Here is an 18826-nt window from a genome sequence, read left to right on the forward strand (position 1 = left end):
GGTTAAAGGGTCAAAACTAAGTTTCACTAAATTCACATACAATATATAGATTACGTTGATGCATTCATAACTATATATTGTATGCAAAAGTTCAACTATATAGTTTTGACACCTTAACTAATTTTTGAGTATAAAAAATAAAGGAGACGGATATGTCAAACAATAATCCAATCGTCACATTCAAAATAAACAATGGAAGTGTGATTAAAGCTGAATTGTTCCCAGATATTGCGCCAAACACAGTTAATAACTTCATTGCCCTTGTTCAAGAAGGTTTTTACAATGGTTTAACGTTTCATCGTGTTATACCTGGTTTTATGATTCAAGGTGGTTGTCCAGATGGCAATGGCATGGGTGGACCCGGCTATGGTATCAAAGGAGAGTTTTCATATAACAAATTTGAGAACAGTCTAAAGCACGATAAAGGTGTGTTATCTATGGCAAGAGCTCAAAATCCGAACTCAGCAGGATCTCAATTCTTTTTGATGGTAGAAAATGCACCGCATTTAGATGGGCAGTATGCCGCTTTTGGAAAAGTGATCGAAGGCCAGGAAGTGGCAGATGCTATAGTGAAAGTACCAAGGAATCATATGGACATGCCAAATGAACCACAGGTTATGAAGGAAGTAACCGTTGATACTTTTGGTGTCCAGTACGATCAACCGGTAAAATTATAAAAAAACCCTCAATTAGAGGGTAAAGGGTCTTTTTTATTCTCTAGAAAAGTCCCTTTGTTCTTATACCAAATCAAACAAGTCATCATCAAAAACAACTTGATTTCGTCCAGAATTCTTGCCATGGTAGAGACACCGATCAACTGCCTCTATACTTTGTTCAAAACTTTCAGAAAGCCTACCAACCCCAAAAGTCAGTGTTAGGTTTATTTTATGATTTCTGTAATTGAAAAATGTATCTTCAATAATCATTCTTAATCTTTCAGAAAAATCTGTTGCTTCAGCGAGGGAAGTGTTCTCCATGAGGATTAGGAATTCTTCGCCACCCCAACGCGCGATTTTATAATTGGATGGACAATTAGATTTCAGAACTTTTGCCAACTCCATCAGTATGTAGTCGCCACATTGATGGCCAAAAGTATCGTTGATATCTTTGAATCTGTCAATATCACAAAGTGTAAGCGTATGTAGATTAGTACATGGATAGTAAGCAATTATATTTTTCAGACCACGTCGATTATATAGCTGTGTTAATGAATCATGCTGGACTTGTTCAAGTAATTGTTTGTTAAGAGCTTCAAGATGTGCATTGGTCCTAAGTGTTTGTTTAAGCTGAGCTTCTTTTTGATCTAGATTATATTTAGTATATAGATTAAAGATTCTAGAGTGCTGTTTGGTTGAATTTAAATTGCCATTGAGTTCTGTGGCTATTTTATAAAAGTTGTAGGCTTTTTCATAATCATATTGTTGAATGAACAAGTCGGATAAAGCATAATAGATTTTTATCTTCGACTGTTGTATACTATATTGCTTTGCGTGAGATAAAGCAGCCTCTAATGCATCAAGAGCATTAGGGAAATCTTTTTGAGACATCATTAAACGACCTAATGCGTAATTAGAATAAGTAGTACCATAAGGGTATTTTATATCTTCAGATAGCTTAAGAGCTTTAGAATAATAATCCAAAGATGAAGTATATATACCGATTTTATGATGAATATCACCACAAAGAAGGTAGACGTTGACAAGGCCTTTATGATTCTCAAAGTCTTCATAATGGGAAGCTGCATCAATACATAGTTTAAGAGATTTATCATAAAAAGAGGACTTATAGTGAAGGGTAGCAAGTGCAACCTGTAGGTTAGCAAGTAACCTTGAATCGTTTAGTAACTCTGCTAGTTGAAGGCCTTCAATAGCATAATCCATGGCAAATTCATTCATATTCATTTCTGTGTAAGCCACAGCAAGATAACATAAAGTTTGGCATCGCTTTTCCTTTACTTGATGTGATGGTGAAGCGTTAAGAGCAGCCATATAATAATGATTGGCCGTATCGTAGATACCTAAATAACGATATATATGTCCTAAAAGATTACAGGTATGGTAAAGCTCATCATTCATGGAAGATGTGGATTCAAGATTGTAGGCTCTTAAAGCAAAATCAAGTGCCTGGTAGAAATCGCTTAAGTAATAGTGACAGTAAGCGATGATGTTCAGTGATTCTACATGATTGGGATCAGACTGTAGTTGTTTTATTGCAGAATTCTTGTATAGAATTGGGTTAGACTCAGTTCTTTCATATTTATTATAAATATATTTCCCATTATTAATCGTCAGAATACTCACCTCAACCACCCCCGTAATTGATTGTTTATAAATACTTAATGTGTTAAATCGAAAAGTTGAACGTTCACATACAATATATGTGAGTTAAGTGAAACTTAGTATTGCCTTTTTACCATAAGTAGAATAATCAATAAGTCTTTATACCTATATTTGACCTATACAAGTATTAGTTTAACACCTTAAGCAAGCAATTAGAACGACACATATAAGATAAATGTATCTTAATTGGCTAAATGTCTACTAAACTGTCTCTAAAAGAAAAAACCGCTTAAAAAAGCGGTTTTAAATTAGAAGATTGGTTAAGGTGTCAAAACTATATAGTTGAACTTTTGCATACAATATATAGTTATGAATGCATCAACGTAATCTATATATTGTATGTAAATTTAGTGAAACTTAGTTTTGACCCTTTAACCAAGATTATATAAAATCAATTATAAAAACAGACATATCTTTTAACATATCTAGTATTGTACCATCTTCTTTCTTAATAAGAGGACGAGAAGGGGACTGTTTGTTAATGAAAATGATTTCACCTCTTTGGCCGTTACTAAGTAAAACATGCTCACCAATAAAGTTGTGTGCAATATGTTCAAGAAAAATATATAAGTATTGGGTATCAAGAAGGCCATAGCATTCTTCTTCAAACATACGAATCACATCCAAGGGATGGAAACGTTTATGATAAGGTCTTTCACTGGTCATAGCATCATAGATATCAACTATAGAAATAATTTTGGGATAAGGATGTATGTTTTCCCATTTAAGACCTAAGGGGTAACCTTGACCATTCATTTTTTCATGATGCATCAATACCGCTTGTTTAATACCGTCAGGAAGATCTGAACCCATCACCATCTGATAGCCTAAGGTAGTATGCTGTTTGATGTGATCATATTCTTCCTCATTCAAAGGGCCTTTTTTATTTAAAATGGTTTGATTCACCATGATTTTACCGATGTCATGGAGCAGGCCAGCCAAAGCTAACTCCTTGATGCTAACATCTGACATACCCAGCCATTTGCCAAGAATACTGGCTAAAAGTGATACATTCATAGAATGGTTGTAAGTGACATCATCTGCGGATTTTAACCGACACATATAACAAAAAAGTTGCGACTGGGAGACGGTTGAATCTAGAATATCATCAACAAGATTTGTTAAACTGATGGTATTAATTGTACCCGTGTTGACAATTTGTGCCAAATGTTTTTGTATATCTTCAACTTTACGGTCATATTTATAAGAAAATTCAATAAATTCTGGTGTATTTGCAAGAGACTGACGAATTTGACTTTTATTTATGATTTGCTCTTCTTGAGGGTATACATAAATATCATGAATTTGATAAAGATTAATTTTAACAATATGGTTGGCAGTAAGCAGTGTGTTCTGAGGAACAAGGAGTATACCCTCAGAACTATAAACGTCCTTAGCCAAACGCATATTAACTTCAACATTTTCTTGATTAATTCTGACTGGGCGCATAGTGACCTCGATTTTTTATTTTTTATAAATAAAAAGCCTATGAGACTTTAATTAATTATAACATAGGGTTAAATATGTAACAACATTTGTAACAAATATTCACATTTAGAGAATTTATAGGTATAATAAGATTGAGAAAATGACATATGTTATTTAATAATACAGAGGTGACCAAAAGGAGTGGAAAGAATGTTAGAAATCTACATTACGCGACATGGTGAGACAGAATGGAATAGAATAAGAAAGTTCCAGGGACAAGGGGATTCAGAATTAACAGAACTTGGCAAGCAACAGGCTGCATGGCTAGGCCAAAGACTAAAAAACATTGGTATTAAAACCATATATTCTAGTCCACTTGGAAGAGCAAAGCATACCTCGGAAATAATAAATGCATATATTGGTGGGGAAATCATTTATGACGAACGATTAAAAGAAATGCATGTTGGAGATTGGGAAGGCAGGACGATATCAGAAATTGAGGTTGAAATGCCAACAGTCCATTCGGATTTTTGGAATAATCCTGACCACTTCTATATAAAAGGTCAAGAAAGTTTTGCGAGTGTTCAAAATAGAGCAGCAAAGTTTTTTGAAGAACTTCTAAAAAAGCATAGTTCGGGAAGAATCTTTATCGTAGCTCATGCTATCATAATAAAAGGCTTACTAAATTATATTCAGGGTCGGGATATCAAACATTTTTGGGAAGGTAAGCAAATATTACCAACAAGTCTAACCAGAATCAATTCGGATGAAGATCGACTCAGCGTGATTTACATGAGTGACGTCTCTCATTATGAAAAACCCGTGGAACAAGGATGGTTTATAGATGAGGTTTAGTTTTATTAAAGATTTGTTCACGAAGCAACTTATTAATATATAAATCGCTATCAGGTCGATGAGGCAACAAGCAATTACTGCAGTCTTTAACCCCATTAACAAGTATAAAATTCCCTTTACACTCCAATAAATAGAGGGGGCAATAACAATACTTACAATTAAAAGTATCCAGCTGATCTGTCATATGGCAAGGGAAATAAGCACACTCCGTATTATTAAAAAAAGCATAACTGTTCTTCATAACGCACACACCTTTCATTAGAACTTATTAAAACAGAAAAGATAATCTCTTTTAATGTAATAAATGTACCAAGTATGCATCAAAATTGCAATAAAAATCACCAAAAAAAGCAGTAAGTATTCATTTTATAGCCTTACCTTCAAGAAGGTCTAGCAAAAATGAAAACTCACTGCTTTATAATATTCTCTTCAAAAAGTTTCAAGATAAAGTTGAATAATTTTATATGGATCTCACCAACATCGACCATGAAGTTCATGGAGCAGACTGTGTAACTGAAGTGGAGCAACATGGCTGTTACTCGTCGACTTTTGGTGCATGGATGCACCAATCGGAGACCGTAGTCATACAGACTGTGGAAGGGTTTTCATGGGACCTATTAGAATTAACCATTTATATTCTTAAGCCTTCTTCATAGCTACTTCAACAGCAACAGCAACAGCAACAGAAGCACCAACCATAGGGTTGTTACCCATTCCAATTAATCCCATCATCTCAACGTGAGCAGGAACAGAAGAAGAACCGGCAAACTGAGCATCAGAATGCATTCTACCCATAGTATCCGTCATGCCATAAGAAGCAGGACCTGCACCCATATTATCAGGATGTAAAGTTCTACCTGTACCACCACCAGAAGCAACAGAGAAGAATTTCTTACCAAGAAGGTTGCATTCTTTTTTGTAGGTACCGACAGTTGGATGTTGGAAGCGAGTTGGGTTAGTTGAATTTCCTGTTATAGAGACATCAACACCTTCAGCATGCATAACAGCTACACCTTCAACAACATCATCAACACCAAAACACTTAACAGCACCACGAGGGCCATCAGAAAAACGTGTTTCTTTGATCACGTTAAGTTTACCGGTAGCATAATCAAGCTCAGTCTCTACATGTGTAAAACCATTGATTCTAGAAATCATATAAGCAGCATCTTTTCCAAGGCCATTTAAGATGACTCTAAGTGGGTTAGTTCGGACTCTGTTAGCGCTCATAGCGATACCAATAGCACCTTCAGCAGCGGCAAAAGACTCATGACCTGCTACAAGTGCAAAACACTGGGTTTCTTCTTTAAGAAGCATAGCGGCTAAGTTACCATGACCGATACCAACAGCTCTTTGGTCAGCAACAGAACCAGGAATACAGAAAGCTTGTAAGCCTTCGCCAAGTGTTTCAGCAACATCAGCCGCCGCTGTTTGACCTTTTTTTATAGCAATAGCAGCACCTAAAGTGTATGACCATAATGCATTATCAAAACAGATTGGTTGAATGCCTTTAACAATCTCATGAACATCAACGCCTTTATCTAAACATAATTGTCTAGCATCTTCTAATGTGCCAAGCTCATATTTTTCAAGCACGGGCGTAATTTGATTGATTCTTCTATCATAACTTTCAAATAACATGATTTTAATCCTCCTGTATATTCTATTCGTGTCTTGGGTCTATGACTTTAACAGCTTCGTTAAAACGACCGTATTGACTTGTTGCTTTTTCCATCGCTTCATTGGCATCTATGCCTTTAGCAACCATTTCCATCATTTTTCCAAGATGTACAAATTTATATCCAATGACTTCACCATTAGCATCAAGGCCCATACCAACTACATAACCTTCAGCCATTTCAAGGTAACGTACACCTTTAGCACTTGTGCCATACATCGTACCAACTTGCGATCTTAATCCTTTTCCAAGGTCTTCGAGACCGGCACCGATAGGCAGACCACCTTCTGAAAAAGCTGTTTGAGTTCTACCATAGGAAATTTGTAAGAAGAGTTCTCTCATAGCCACGTTGATGGCATCACAGACTAAGTCTGTATTCAAAGCTTCTAGAATCGTTTTTCCGGTCAAAATCTCTGAAGCCATAGCGGCAGAGTGGGTCATTCCAGAACAACCGATGGTTTCAATAAGTGCCTCATGGATAATGCCTTCTTTTACATTAAGCGTCAGCTTACACGCACCTTGTTGTGGCGCGCACCAACCGATACCATGTGTTAAACCTGAGATGTCGGAAACATCGTAAGCTTTGACCCATTTTCCTTCTTCTGGAATTGGAGCGGGTCCGTGAATTGGTCCTCTTGAAACTGTACACATATTTTCTACTTCATGTGAGTAAATCATATTGGATCTCCTTCCGTTACATTGATAGTATAGTTAAGGCGTCAAAAACACTTTAACCATTGTATAAAAATTGACAAATTTATATCTCTAATTTGAACGGGTAAAGGGTCATAATTAGAGGCAAGGATAGGAAGACTTTAATGATTGTGAGATTAGTAATCATTTTATCAACCAACCTATAAATTGTATGTTGCATACCTAGAACATTTTATCATGAATGTCACAAATATTCAAAGCAAATATAGATAATTCGTTAAAAATTTACTTAGTGGAATTTCCTTGATAGTTAATGCGATGCTCCAACGCATTAACATAGCACAGACTTTCCTAGAGAATTAAACTAGGTCTCTAAGCTTCTTTGCTTAGAGACCTAGTTAACTTACTGATATAGGGATTACCACAAGATCTGACAAAAAGCCAAAATGTATCAAAAAACTTCTATTTCAACGTACTTCTAAGATAAGTTTCACCCATTAAGTATTTATCCACCTCATAAGCCATATTTCTTCCTTCGGCAATAGCATGAACAACCAGAGATTGGCCACGTCGCATATCACCGGAAGCAAAAATGCCAGGGATAGAAGTCTGGAACTCTCGATTTGTAGCAACATTACCTCTTGAATCGTACTCAACACCAAGATCATCTAAAAGTCCGGTATGCTCAGGGTGTAAGAAACCCATAGCAAAGAGGATCAAATCAGCTTCTAGGATGAACTCACTACCTTCAATTTCTTTCATAGTGTGACGACCATCTATTTGCTCCCATGCCAGTCTGACGCACTTAAGTCCTGTTACTTCACCTTTTTCATTACCGAGAAAAGCTTTTGTACCGACAGAAAATTCACGAATATCTTTGTTTAATGCAGCTTCAGCCTCATCATGAGAAGAAGAAGTCTTGTAGAGCCTTGGAAAAACCGGCCAAGGTTGAGTGATATCACGTTCTTTTGGAGGCATGGGTAATAATTCTAGTTGGGTAACATCAATAGCACCTTGTCTTAATGAAGTGCCGATACAGTCAGAACCGGTATCACCACCACCAATGACCACTACTTTTTTGCCTTCAGCTGTAACCGCTATATCTTCTGGAATCTGCTTACCGGCAACACGTTTATTCGATTGAGGGAGAAAATCCATAGCAAAATGGATACCACTGAGATTGCGACCGGATATGGTCAGATCTCTAGGCTCAGTTGAACCACCGGTCAAGCAGATAACATTATACTCGGTTTTAAGAGTTTCTACAGAAATATCGACCCCCACATTGGTACTGGTTTTAATTTGGACACCTTCAGCTACCATTTGGTCAACACGTCTTTGAATATAAGATTTTGGTAATTTATAGTCCGGCACACCGTATCTTACAGCACCACCAATGGCATCAGAACGTTCAAATAGCGTAACATGATGTCCGACACGAGCCAACTGTTGAGCGGCTGCCATGCCTGCAGGACCGGAACCAACAACGGCCACACTTTTTCCTGTACGAATAGCAGGGGGCTCCGGTTTAATCCATCCTTTTGCCCAACCTTTTTCGGCTATGGCTAACTCAATATGTTCAATGGTGATTGGGTCTTTAATTAGACCTAGAACACAACCGCTTTCACAGGGTGCAGGACATATTTTTCCTGTAAACTCAGGGAAGTTGTTGGTTGAATGTAAGACTTGTAAAGCTTTCTCCCATTGATTGTTAAAAACCAAATCGTTAAAGTCCGGAATAATATTACTAAGTGGACAGTTAGAGGAACAGAAAGGGATACCGCAATCCATGCACCTTGCGGCTTGAATTTTGATTTCGGTTTCATCGACAGGTATGAAGATGTCATCAAAATTTGAGATCCTTTTATCAGCAGGTTTGTAATCACCATTGTTTCTAGCAAATTCTTTGAATCCTGTAACTTTACCCATTTTGATCACCTCCTAATTGATGGCTGCCGTAGCAGCTTTTTTCTCAAGTACCAGTTTGTATTCGGGTGCAATTACTTTGACGAATTGTGTTATATATTCGTCATAATTAGAGAGTATACGTTTACCTTTTGGACTGTTCGTATTAAGAACATGTTTTTCTATCATAGACCTTAGAAAGGCTTTATCTTCTTTGGTGGTCACTTTTTCAACCGTAACAATCTCGAAATTACACTTATTCTTTATAAAAGTATCATCTTCTGCAAGAACGAAAGCTTGCCCACCGGACATACCTGCGCCAAAATTTCGACCGGTTTTCCCAAGAACAACCACAGTGCCACCTGTCATGTATTCACAACCATGGTCGCCGACACCTTCGACAACAGCCACTGCACCTGAGTTTCTAACACAAAAACGTTCGCCGGCCATACCATTAATATATACCTCGCCGGAAGTAGCACCATATAAAAGGGTGTTACCTACAATAATGTTGTCTTCATAATTAAAATCAGCTGATTTTGGTGGATATACGATGATTTTACCACCGGATAATCCCTTGCCCATATAATCGTTGCAATCTCCTTCCAGTTCAAAAGTCATACCTTTTACACCAAAAGCACAGAAACTTTGGCCTCCTGAACCGAGAAACTTGTAATGAATACGATCTTCAGGTAGATTCTGCCCCTTTGTGGTTATAGACACATGACCTGCGAGCATCGTTCCGACAGTCCGATGTACATTCCTTATATCGTATTCTTTGTAAACATTTTCTTCGTTGATAAGTGCCGGAATGGCATCTTTAATCAGTTGTCGATCAAAAATATGTTCTAAACTATGAGCTTGATCAGTGGAACAATAAGTACCAATACGAGATGGGAGCTCAGGTTTGTAGAGGATAGCGCTAAAATCAATGCTTCTTGATTTCCAGTGAAGCAGTTCTTTGTTAGGCTCAAGTTTATCCACACGACCTACCATTTCATTAAGGGTTCTAAAACCAAGATTCGCCATTATTTCTCTAAGTTCAGTTGCAATAAAAGTGAAGAAATTAATTAAATGCTCAGGCTTACCCGTGAAGAATTTACGAAGTTCAGGATCTTGTGTAGCGACACCTACAGGACAGGTGTTTTTCTGGCATTTACGCATCATGATACAGCCGGAAACGACCAAAGCAGCAGTAGCAAAACCAAATTCTTCAGCACCAAGGAGGGCGGCAATGGCCACATCACGACCGGTTTTCATTTGGCCATCCGCTTGAACAACAATACGACTGCGCAAATCATTCATTAGAAGCGTCTGGTGGGTTTCGGCTAGGCCTAGCTCCCAAGGTAGTCCGGCGTACTTAATGGAACTTATTGGTGCAGCACCGGTACCGCCATCACAACCGGATATAAGAACAACATCAGCATGGGCTTTTGAAACACCGGCAGCAACGGTACCTACACCAACTTCTGAAACGAGTTTGACATTGATACGTGCTTTATCATTAACGTTCTTTAGATCGTAGATCAGTTGTGCCAAATCTTCAATAGAATAGATATCGTGATGGGGTGGCGGTGAAATAAGAGCGATGCCCGGTGTAGAGTGACGTACTTTGGCAATGTCTTCTGTAACCTTGTGACCGGGCAGATGGCCGCCTTCGCCTGGCTTAGCACCTTGGGCCATTTTTATTTGGAGTTCGGTACAGTTTACTAGATATTCTGTGGTGACACCAAAGCGACCGGAAGCCACTTGTTTTATAGAACTCCTTCTACTATGATCAAAAAGTCGATCAAGGCTTTCGCCACCTTCACCCGAGTTGGATTTACCACCTATTTCGTTCATGGCCTTTGCTAGAGTCTCATGCGCTTCAATACTAATTGAACCAAAAGACATAGCTCCGGTTGCGAATCGTTTTAATATGTTCTCTATTGGCTCAACTTCACCGATATCAATTGGACTTTGGTTTTTGAATTTTAGCAAAGCACGTATGGTGTTAAGTTTTTCTGCTTGTTCATTAATGAGAGATGAATATTCTCTAAAAAGCTTCATATCATTGGTGCGACAAGCATGTTGTAGCTTGTGTACGGTATCAGGGTTGAAAAGATGTGCTTCTCCGCCTACACGCCAGGAATACTCACCACCTTCAAGTAGATGACTATAGGGGTTGCGTAAAGTATTAAAGGCGGCATTGTGTCGAATCATGACTTCTTTTGCGATAATATCTAAATCAATACCTTCGATTCTTGAAGCGGTACCAGGGAAATACGCCTTCACCACTTGAGAACTTACGCCTAAAGCTTCGAAAATCTGAGCACCATGATAACTTTGTAGTGTACAGATACCCATTTTTGAGAAAATCTTTAATAAGCCATTGTTTAAAGCTTTAACATAGTTCTTCTGTGCATCAACGTTATTTATACTTTGATCTTCCATATACAAACCTGAATGAACAAGACTTTGAATACTATCAAAAGCAATGTAAGGATTAATGGCATCAACACCATATCCTATTAGTAAAGCCATATGCATGACATCTCTAGCGTCTCCGGTTTCGACAATTAGATCAACTTTAGTACGGAGTTTTTTGCGAATCAGATGGTGATGTACACTAGCAGCTGCAAGAAGAGATGGAATAGGCGCATGATACTTATCTACATTTCGGTCAGTTAGGATAATTAAATTATAGCCGGCCTTTATGTTGTCTTCAACATTTTGGTTTAGGGTATCGAGAGCATTTTTAAGATCGACACCACCTTTGTTAGCGTGAAAAACAGCAGGTACTTTAACAGACCTAAAATCTTTATGGCGTATATGCACGATTTTTTCAAAGTTAGCATTATCCAGTATGGGTTGCTGTAGTTCTATAAAATTAATATTAATTGAAGGGTCCAAATCGCCTAGTAAATTACCACGATCACCAAGCAGTTGAACCAAAGACATAACAAGTTTTTCGCGAATCGGATCAATAGGGGGGTTGGTAACTTGAGCGAATAATTGTTTGAAATAGTTGTATAGAAGTTGAGGCTTGTTTGAAAAGATTGCTAAAGCTGCATCATTGCCCATAGAACCGATTGCCTCTTTACCATGGAGCACCATCGGTGCGATAACCTCTTTAAGTTCTTCTTCGGTATAGCCATAGACTTTTTGAAGTTGCATTAAACGGTCGGCGCCAAGTGGTAGTATGTCATGTGGAACGGGCATTTTGGACAATTCAATCTTATTGTGGTCAATCCAAGTTTTGTAAGGCTTTTGGCTGGCTAAAGTAGACTTAATCTCCTCATCTGATATAATTCTTTGCTCTTTGGTATCAATAAGAAACATTCTGCCAGGTTGTAATCGGCCTTTTTCCAGAACGGTATCTGCTTCAAAGGGAAGAACGCCGGTTTCTGAGGCCAGTACAACAAAATCATCTTTGGTCACTAAATATCTTGCAGGTCGTAGACCGTTTCGATCGAGAACAGCCCCAATCTGTGTGCCATCTGTAAAAGCTATGGCAGCCGGGCCGTCCCATGGCTCCATAAGTCCTGCATGGTATTCATAAAAACCTTTTTTATCTTCATTCATGGATTCATGTCCTTGCCAAGCTTCCGGCACGAGCATCGCAACAGCATGAGCTAAAGTCTTGCCACTGGCAAGGAGAAGTTCAAGGGCGTTATCTAGATTGGCAGAATCGGAGCCGGAAGGTTCAATGATGGGGAAGATTTTCTTGATATCATCTCCGAAAACCTCGGATTTAAGGACGCCTTCACGGGTATTCATCCAGTTAACATTGCCCCTCAAAGTGTTAATTTCACCGTTATGAGCCAGATACCTAAAAGGTTGCGCCCGATCCCAAGAAGGGAAAGTATTGGTGCTATACCGTTGATGTACCAGTGCAATGGCGCTAACCATATCTTTATCCTTTAAGTCCGTAAAGAAATCAGGTATTTGATGGGCCAATAATTGGCCTTTGTAAACCATTGTTTTAGAGGAAAGGCTAGCCACATAAAAGGCTTCTGTATATGATTTCTTTGCATCACGGATTCGTTTTTCAACTTGTTTTCTGACAACATAGAGTTTGCGTTCTAAGTCATTGACACGAATATCACCTTTGTCAATGAAAAGTTGATGAACCATAGGACGTGTACCGCTTGCAGTTAAACCACATGCTTTTTCGTTGACAGGAACATGACGCCAGCCAAGAAGCTTAAGACCTTCATTTTGAATAACCCTTTCAAAGATGCCTTCGCAATAGAACCTTGCATTAGGTTCTTGAGGCAAAAAAACCATACCTACACCATAATGGCCTTCGGATGGCAAAGTAAAATCCAACTTTCGACTGACTTTGACTAAAAATTGGTGGGGTATTTGAATGAGGATGCCGGCACCGTCGCCTGTATTTGGATCAGCCCCAACAGCACCACGGTGATGTAGATTGACGAGAACTTGTAAACCTTTCTGCACAATAGTGTGAGATTTATTTCCCTTTATATGGGCTACAAATCCTACGCCGCAGTTATCATGTTCAAACTGAGAGTCGTATAAACCTTGCTGTTTTGGTAAACCGTAAGTGTCCTTCATTATATAGTGCCTCCTAACATGGTATCATTATATTTATTGGAACTTATTCAATTAAATCATAGGTAAGAAAAAGATAGTAGAAACATTATAGCACGATTTAATTTGAGAATCAATACTAAAAAGCTTAAAAATGCAAGTTTAAAAAGAAATAATTTCATTTAGTTTAAAAAATTAAGAAGAAAAATGAATTGTATATTTGCTTAAAAAATGTATTAAATGTTGAAATGAAAGGATTTATAAGAGTAGTATTAAAAAGAAATACTAATAATTCATTATTGCAAGAAAAAATAAATTAAATTCATAAACTTGATGGGTTGATTAAAGAGACAAAAGATAATTAGTAGAATATATTAAATAAATACATAAAATATTATATTAATTCAAAAAGAATATGAATTGATAATGTCTTATCATAAAGGTTATAACATAGTTTTTTGGTTGACGTAAGGGTTTTTTGACTGTAAGATATAAATTAATGCAATATATTATTGTTTAACTTGCAAAAACCAAGGAGGACAGAACATGTATAGAATCGTGAAAAAGAAAGCATTAAATATGGCTGTAACGCTTCTTGAAATTGAGGCGCCACTAATTGCAAAAAAAGCGCAACCTGGTCAGTTTATCATACTTAGAATAGACGAAGAGGGTGAGAGAATACCCCTGACAATTGCAGACTATAACCGTGAAAAAGGCACCGTTACAATTATTTTCCAAGTGGTAGGAAAGACTACAAAAGTATTAGGTGCTCTGAATGTTGGGGAGGAGATTCTTGATTTTGTTGGTCCTTTAGGTATGGCTTCTCATTTGGATGGGTACAAGAATGCGGTTGTCATAGGTGGTGGTCTAGGTTCAGCAATTGCATACCCACAGGCCAAAAAACTTCATGAAAATGGAGCTAAAGTTACAATGATTGCAGGTTTTAGAAGCAAAGATTTGATCATTCTAGAAAAAGAAATGTCGGCTGTGAGCCATCAATTGTTTGTAACAACCGATGATGGTTCTAATGGTAATAAGGGATTTGTAACCGATGAGCTTAAAAAACTAATTGATCAAGATCCATCGATTGACCTAGTAATTGCGATTGGTCCTTTGATTATGATGAAATTTGTAAGTCAGATGACAAAGTCCCATGGGATTAAAACAATAGTAAGTATGAATCCGGTTATGATTGACGGTACCGGTATGTGTGGTGGATGCAGAGTGACAGTAGCAGGCGAAACCAAGTTTGCCTGTGTGGATGGACCTGATTTTGATGGGCATGAGATTGACTTTGATGAAGCAATGAGAAGACAAACCATGTACAAGGAACAAGAAGCAGAAAGTATGGATCAACACAATTGTCGTTTAGGAGGTATTATAGATGGCTAATATGTCATTAAAGAAAGTGAGAATGCCTGAGCAAGATCCGAATGTGAGAAACCGCAATTTTTTAGAGGTAGCTCTAGGTTATACAGAAGAACAAGCAATAGAGGAAGCGAACAGATGCCTTCAATGTAAAACCAAACCATGTGTGGCGGGATGTCCGGTTATGGTAAAGATTCCAGAGTTTATTAAGCTGGTGGCGGAAGGTAACATTGAAGCGGCCTATCATGTAATTAAAGAAACCAATAGTCTGCCGGCAGTCTGCGGTAGAGTTTGTCCTCAAGAGTCTCAATGCGAAGCCCTTTGTGTTAGAACAAAAAAAGGTGAATCGGTTGGTATTGGAAGACTGGAGCGATATGTAGCTGACTGGTACATGGCCAATAGGGAGCCGGAAATAAAAAAACCAATTACCAATGGTAAAAAAGTTGCCGTGGTTGGTGGTGGACCGGCAGGTCTGACGTGTGCGGGCGACCTGGCAAAAGAAGGGTATGAAGTAACAATATTTGAAGCCTTTCATGCAGCTGGAGGCGTTTTAATGTATGGTATTCCGGAGTTTAGATTACCTAAGGCCCTGGTACAAAGTGAAATAACAGCATTAAAAGACTTAGGTGTAGAAATAAAAACCAATATGGTTATTGGAAAAGTACTTTCTTTAGATGAATTATTAGAAGAAGGCTACGAGGCAATTTTTGTTGGATCGGGGGCAGGCTTACCGAGCTTTTTGAAAATACCTGGTGAAAATCTAAACGGTGTTTATTCAGCCAATGAATTTTTGACGCGTGTAAACTTGATGAAAGCCTACAAATTCCCGGATTGCGATACACCGGTTCGAGTCGACAAAAATGTTGCTGTCATAGGTGGAGGTAATGTGGCTATGGATGCGGCAAGGAGTGCGAAACGACTTGGAGCAGAAAATGTTTATATAGTATACAGACGTTCTGAAGAAGAACTACCGGCAAGGGTTGAAGAAGTTCACCACGCCAAGGAAGAAGGTATCAAATTTAAGTTGCTTAACAATCCGGTTGAGATTCTAGGTACAGAAAAAGGTTGGGTCAAAGGTATAAAGTGTGTAAAAATGACATTAGGAGACATGGACGCATCAGGAAGGCGTCGTCCTATCGCTCAAGAGGGATCAGAACATATTCTGGATGTTGAGACAGTCATTATTGCTATCGGTCAAAGCCCGAATCCAATGATCACATCCACCACACCGGATCTTAAGACACAAAAATGGGGTGGCATAATTGTAGAGGAAACCAGTGGTCTGAGTAGCAAAGAAGGGGTATATGCCGGTGGTGATGTTGTAACAGGTGCTGCAACAGTAATATTAGCTATGGGTGCGGGTAAAGATGCGGCAAAAGCAATAGACACTTATATAAAAAACAAGAAGTAATCGTGGTGAAAGTGTCAAAACTATTAAAGTTGAACCTTTGCATACAATATATAGTTATGAGTATATCAACGTAACCTATTAACCAGTCATAAAAAACTAGCACTTTATAAATAAACTGTGATATAATTTTAAAGATGTAAAGTGCAAAAGCGTTATTAGAAGTTTGGCTTTGAATTATTAGCCATAAGGATATTATTAAGTAAGGTTTATAGGATGACCTGGAGATATGGCATTATTGCCAATTCAATAAGCAAGAATAAGGAGAATAATATGAACTATTTGACAAATTTAATGGAGCAAGTCGTAAAAAGAAATCCAGGAGAACCGGAATTTCATCAGGCTGTAAAAGAAGTATTGGAGTCACTTGAACCGGTGGCTTTGAAGCATCCTGAATGGGTAGAAGCCGGAATATTTGACAGACTCGTAGAGCCTGAGCGACAAATTATCTTTAGGGTACCTTGGGTATCTGATGATGGAAGAGTGAACGTAAACAGAGGTTTTAGAGTGGAATTTAACAGTGCAATCGGCCCATACAAAGGTGGCCTAAGATTTCATCCATCAGTATATGCAGGGATTATCAAATTCTTGGGATTTGAACAGATCTTGAAAAATTCATTAACCGGTCTGCCTATTGGCGGCGGAAAAGGTGGCAGTGACTTCGATCCAAAAGGCAAATCCGATAGAGAGATTATGAACTTTTGTCAAAGCTTTATGACGGAGTTACAAAGATATATCGGTCCGAATACGGATGTGCCTGCCGGTGATATTGGCGTTGGTGGAAGAGAAATTGGTTATATGTATGGTCAATATAGAAGAATTAAAAATGAATTTACTGGCGTTTTAACAGGTAAAGGTTTAACTTATGGAGGCAGTCTTGCCCGTACAGAAGCGACCGGTTTCGGTATGTGCTATTTTGTTGAAGAGATGCTAAAAGCAAAAGGCAATTCTTTTAAAGGCAAAACAGTCGTCATCTCCGGATCTGGAAACGTTGCTATTTATGGCACACAAAAAGCTATTGAATTAGGGGGAAAAGTGGTTGCCCTAAGTGATTCGGGCGGGTACATCTATGATTCTAGGGGTGTGAACCTAGATACGGTCAAACAAATCAAGGAAATAGAACGCAAGCGTATCAGTGAGTATGTTAAATATCATCCTCATGCAGAGTATCATGAAGGCTGTTCCGGTATATGGACCATAAAATGCGATATCGCACTACCATCGGCTACACAAAATGAAATTGATGAAGCTTCAGCTAAAATACTAGTAGAAAATGGATGTATTGCAGTTGGAGAAGGGGCTAATATGCCTTCAACACCTGAAGCTGTTGAAGTATTTCTAAACAACAAAGTACTTTTTGGGCCTGCAAAAGCAGTTAATGCAGGTGGTGTAGCTACATCAGCACTTGAAATGAGTCAAAACAGCATGCGTTATTCATGGACATTTGAAGAAGTAGACATCAAATTACAACAAATTATGGCAGACATATATAAGAACGCTAGCGAAGCTGCAAAAGAATATGGTACAGAAGATAACTTGGTTGTTGGCGCCAATATTGCAGGATTTTTAAAAGTAGCAGAAGCGATGTATGCACAAGGCGTTATTTAGATTTGAGCAATTCAAACTGAACTTAGATATTATAACCAATCAAATACAGACCCAAAAATAGAAAGACATATTTGTCTTTCTATTTTTTAACATATAAAGGGCGATAAGTTAGACTAGACTTCATGATGATGTTCTCTTAAATGTTTGAAATGGGAAGATAGAAAAACAGCGTTAATTTCTCCACCAACCATAATAATAAGACTAATGAAAAACAGCCAAAGTATTAAGGCCATAAAACCGGTCAAACTACCATATAAGTAAGACAAGCTAGTAGAATACTTAACATAGATGGAAAAGGCACTAGAGGCAGCAACAAGACCAAGGCTTGAAAAGACCGCGCCGGGAAGAACTTTTATAAAACCCACTTTAACAGTAGGTGACAAGTTGTATAAAAAAATAAAAAAGACCATAGATAAAACTATGGTTATAGTAAACCGTAGAAAAATAACTATAGGGCTTAAAAATTCTGGCACAGTTATATTGCTTTCTATAAGTCCGTAGATGGTATTGCCAAATACAATAAGTATTAAAGAAAGTATAATCAAAAGGATGAAGCCTAGTGTGTAGAACAATGCCAAGAAACGAAGTTTAATATAAGACCGTGTTTCAACAACATCATAGGCCTTGTTGAGTGCTTGTATGATAGCAAGAATACCTTTAGAAGCAGCCCAGACAGTAACTAATAAAGCCGCAGGTATTACTTTTGTCGATCTATTTAATTCAATATCTGTAGCTATATTCTGGATGGTTTCAAATATTGGTGTCGGGAGAATAGCAATCAGATAATCGGTAATGGCAGGATCGTTAAAAGAAGTACTGGCCACAAAGTCTGTAATCAGAATAATCAATGGGAAGAGAGACAACATTAAGAAAAGCGTAAGCATAGAGGCCCAAGCTGTAATATCATCATGATCAATTTTAGTAAAAAGTAGTTTTAGCTTTTTTATAAACTCAGCCATAAGTCTACCTTCCTTTAGAAAGAATATGGTTTAATTATAACATGAAAAACAGAAAAATCATAAAGTAAGGTTAAAGTGTCAAAACTAA

Annotated in this window: 14 protein-coding genes; 6 read left to right on the forward strand and 8 right to left on the reverse strand. The window is 37.9% G+C overall.

What is annotated here, in order from left to right:
- The first annotated feature begins 152 nt into the window (after positions 1-152).
- Positions 153-677, forward strand: a complete 525-nt coding sequence (locus AC6F8J_RS01875; RefSeq protein ID WP_500720542.1) for a peptidylprolyl isomerase — start codon at positions 153-155, stop codon at positions 675-677.
- A 60-nt stretch (positions 678-737) separates the two neighbouring features.
- On the opposite strand, the gene AC6F8J_RS01880 is transcribed toward AC6F8J_RS01875, so the two are convergent.
- Positions 738-2300 (reverse strand): diguanylate cyclase domain-containing protein, encoded by a 1563-nt coding sequence (locus tag AC6F8J_RS01880; RefSeq protein WP_500720543.1) that lies wholly within the window; start codon positions 2298-2300, stop codon positions 738-740.
- Positions 2301-2720: 420 nt separating this feature from the next.
- The gene (locus AC6F8J_RS01885; protein WP_500720544.1) at positions 2721-3788 is read right to left on the reverse strand and encodes an HD domain-containing phosphohydrolase; all 1068 of its coding nucleotides are present in this window, start codon (positions 3786-3788) and stop codon (positions 2721-2723) included.
- Between the two features lie 189 nt (positions 3789-3977).
- Here AC6F8J_RS01885 and AC6F8J_RS01890 point away from each other — a divergent pair, with 189 nt between their 5' ends.
- Complete coding sequence (locus tag AC6F8J_RS01890; protein WP_500720545.1) at positions 3978-4622, forward strand: histidine phosphatase family protein; 645 nt, start codon at positions 3978-3980, stop codon at positions 4620-4622.
- Here AC6F8J_RS01890 and AC6F8J_RS01895 read toward each other — a convergent pair.
- The gene (locus AC6F8J_RS01895) at positions 4606-4881 is read right to left on the reverse strand and encodes a cysteine-rich small domain-containing protein (protein WP_500720546.1); all 276 of its coding nucleotides are present in this window, start codon (positions 4879-4881) and stop codon (positions 4606-4608) included. The genes AC6F8J_RS01890 and AC6F8J_RS01895 overlap by 17 nt on opposite strands.
- 205 nt (positions 4882-5086) lie before the next feature.
- Between AC6F8J_RS01895 and AC6F8J_RS01900 the strand changes: the two genes are divergently transcribed.
- Positions 5087-5278 (forward strand): hypothetical protein, encoded by a 192-nt coding sequence (locus AC6F8J_RS01900; protein WP_500720547.1) that lies wholly within the window; start codon positions 5087-5089, stop codon positions 5276-5278.
- On the opposite strand, the gene AC6F8J_RS01905 is transcribed toward AC6F8J_RS01900, so the two are convergent.
- From AC6F8J_RS01905 to gltB, 4 genes are all read right to left on the reverse strand, one after another.
- A complete protein-coding gene (locus AC6F8J_RS01905; protein ID WP_500720555.1) occupies positions 5262-6266 on the reverse strand; it encodes a GGGtGRT protein in 1005 nt (334 codons plus the stop codon). The two genes, AC6F8J_RS01900 and AC6F8J_RS01905, sit on opposite strands and share 17 nt — an antisense overlap.
- Positions 6267-6285: 19 nt before the next feature.
- Positions 6286-6978 (reverse strand): iron-sulfur cluster assembly scaffold protein, encoded by a 693-nt coding sequence (locus AC6F8J_RS01910; RefSeq protein WP_500720548.1) that lies wholly within the window; start codon positions 6976-6978, stop codon positions 6286-6288.
- A 438-nt stretch (positions 6979-7416) separates the two neighbouring features.
- On the reverse strand, positions 7417-8883 hold the full coding sequence (locus AC6F8J_RS01915; protein WP_500720549.1) for a glutamate synthase small subunit: 1467 nt from the start codon (positions 8881-8883) through the stop codon (positions 7417-7419).
- Between the two features lie 12 nt (positions 8884-8895).
- A complete protein-coding gene (gene gltB / locus AC6F8J_RS01920) occupies positions 8896-13419 on the reverse strand; it encodes a glutamate synthase large subunit (protein WP_500720550.1) in 4524 nt (1507 codons plus the stop codon).
- A gap of 522 nt (positions 13420-13941) precedes the next feature.
- On the opposite strand from gltB, the gene AC6F8J_RS01925 reads away from it, so the two are divergent.
- The 3 genes from AC6F8J_RS01925 to gdhA all read left to right on the forward strand — a co-directional run bounded on the left by AC6F8J_RS01925 (position 13942) and on the right by gdhA (position 17779).
- Positions 13942-14787 carry a sulfide/dihydroorotate dehydrogenase-like FAD/NAD-binding protein gene (locus AC6F8J_RS01925; RefSeq protein ID WP_500720551.1) on the forward strand — a complete coding sequence of 282 codons (846 nt, stop codon included), beginning with the start codon at positions 13942-13944 and terminating at the stop codon, positions 14785-14787.
- Positions 14780-16174, forward strand: coding sequence for an NADPH-dependent glutamate synthase (gene gltA / locus AC6F8J_RS01930; RefSeq protein ID WP_500720552.1), 1395 nt, complete (start codon positions 14780-14782; stop codon positions 16172-16174). The genes AC6F8J_RS01925 and gltA overlap by 8 nt, the downstream gene beginning before the upstream one ends.
- A 270-nt stretch (positions 16175-16444) precedes the next feature.
- Complete coding sequence (gdhA, locus tag AC6F8J_RS01935; RefSeq protein ID WP_500720553.1) at positions 16445-17779, forward strand: NADP-specific glutamate dehydrogenase; 1335 nt, start codon at positions 16445-16447, stop codon at positions 17777-17779.
- Positions 17780-17892: 113 nt separating this feature from the next.
- On the opposite strand, the gene AC6F8J_RS01940 is transcribed toward gdhA, so the two are convergent.
- Positions 17893-18738, reverse strand: a complete 846-nt coding sequence (locus AC6F8J_RS01940) for a YhjD/YihY/BrkB family envelope integrity protein (protein ID WP_500720554.1) — start codon at positions 18736-18738, stop codon at positions 17893-17895.
- Positions 18739-18826 lie beyond the last annotated feature (88 nt).

It is taken from the genome of Petrocella sp. (assembly GCF_059865615.1).

Bases quoted from the DNA above. Each gene is read 5' to 3' on its own strand.
- AC6F8J_RS01940 (WP_500720554.1), bottom strand. From the start codon at position 18,738: ATGGCTGAGTTTATAAAAAAGCTAAAACTACTTTTTACTAAAATTGAT.
- gltA (WP_500720552.1), top strand. From the start codon at position 14,780: ATGGCTAATATGTCATTAAAGAAAGTGAGAATGCCTGAGCAAGATCCG.
- AC6F8J_RS01910 (WP_500720548.1), bottom strand. From the start codon at position 6,978: ATGATTTACTCACATGAAGTAGAAAATATGTGTACAGTTTCAAGAGGA.
- AC6F8J_RS01875 (WP_500720542.1), top strand. From the start codon at position 153: ATGTCAAACAATAATCCAATCGTCACATTCAAAATAAACAATGGAAGT.
- AC6F8J_RS01900 (WP_500720547.1), top strand. From the start codon at position 5,087: ATGGATCTCACCAACATCGACCATGAAGTTCATGGAGCAGACTGTGTA.
- gdhA (WP_500720553.1), top strand. From the start codon at position 16,445: ATGAACTATTTGACAAATTTAATGGAGCAAGTCGTAAAAAGAAATCCA.
- gltB (WP_500720550.1), bottom strand. From the start codon at position 13,419: ATGAAGGACACTTACGGTTTACCAAAACAGCAAGGTTTATACGACTCT.
- AC6F8J_RS01915 (WP_500720549.1), bottom strand. From the start codon at position 8,883: ATGGGTAAAGTTACAGGATTCAAAGAATTTGCTAGAAACAATGGTGAT.
- AC6F8J_RS01925 (WP_500720551.1), top strand. From the start codon at position 13,942: ATGTATAGAATCGTGAAAAAGAAAGCATTAAATATGGCTGTAACGCTT.
- AC6F8J_RS01895 (WP_500720546.1), bottom strand. From the start codon at position 4,881: ATGAAAGGTGTGTGCGTTATGAAGAACAGTTATGCTTTTTTTAATAAT.
- AC6F8J_RS01890 (WP_500720545.1), top strand. From the start codon at position 3,978: ATGTTAGAAATCTACATTACGCGACATGGTGAGACAGAATGGAATAGA.
- AC6F8J_RS01885 (WP_500720544.1), bottom strand. From the start codon at position 3,788: ATGCGCCCAGTCAGAATTAATCAAGAAAATGTTGAAGTTAATATGCGT.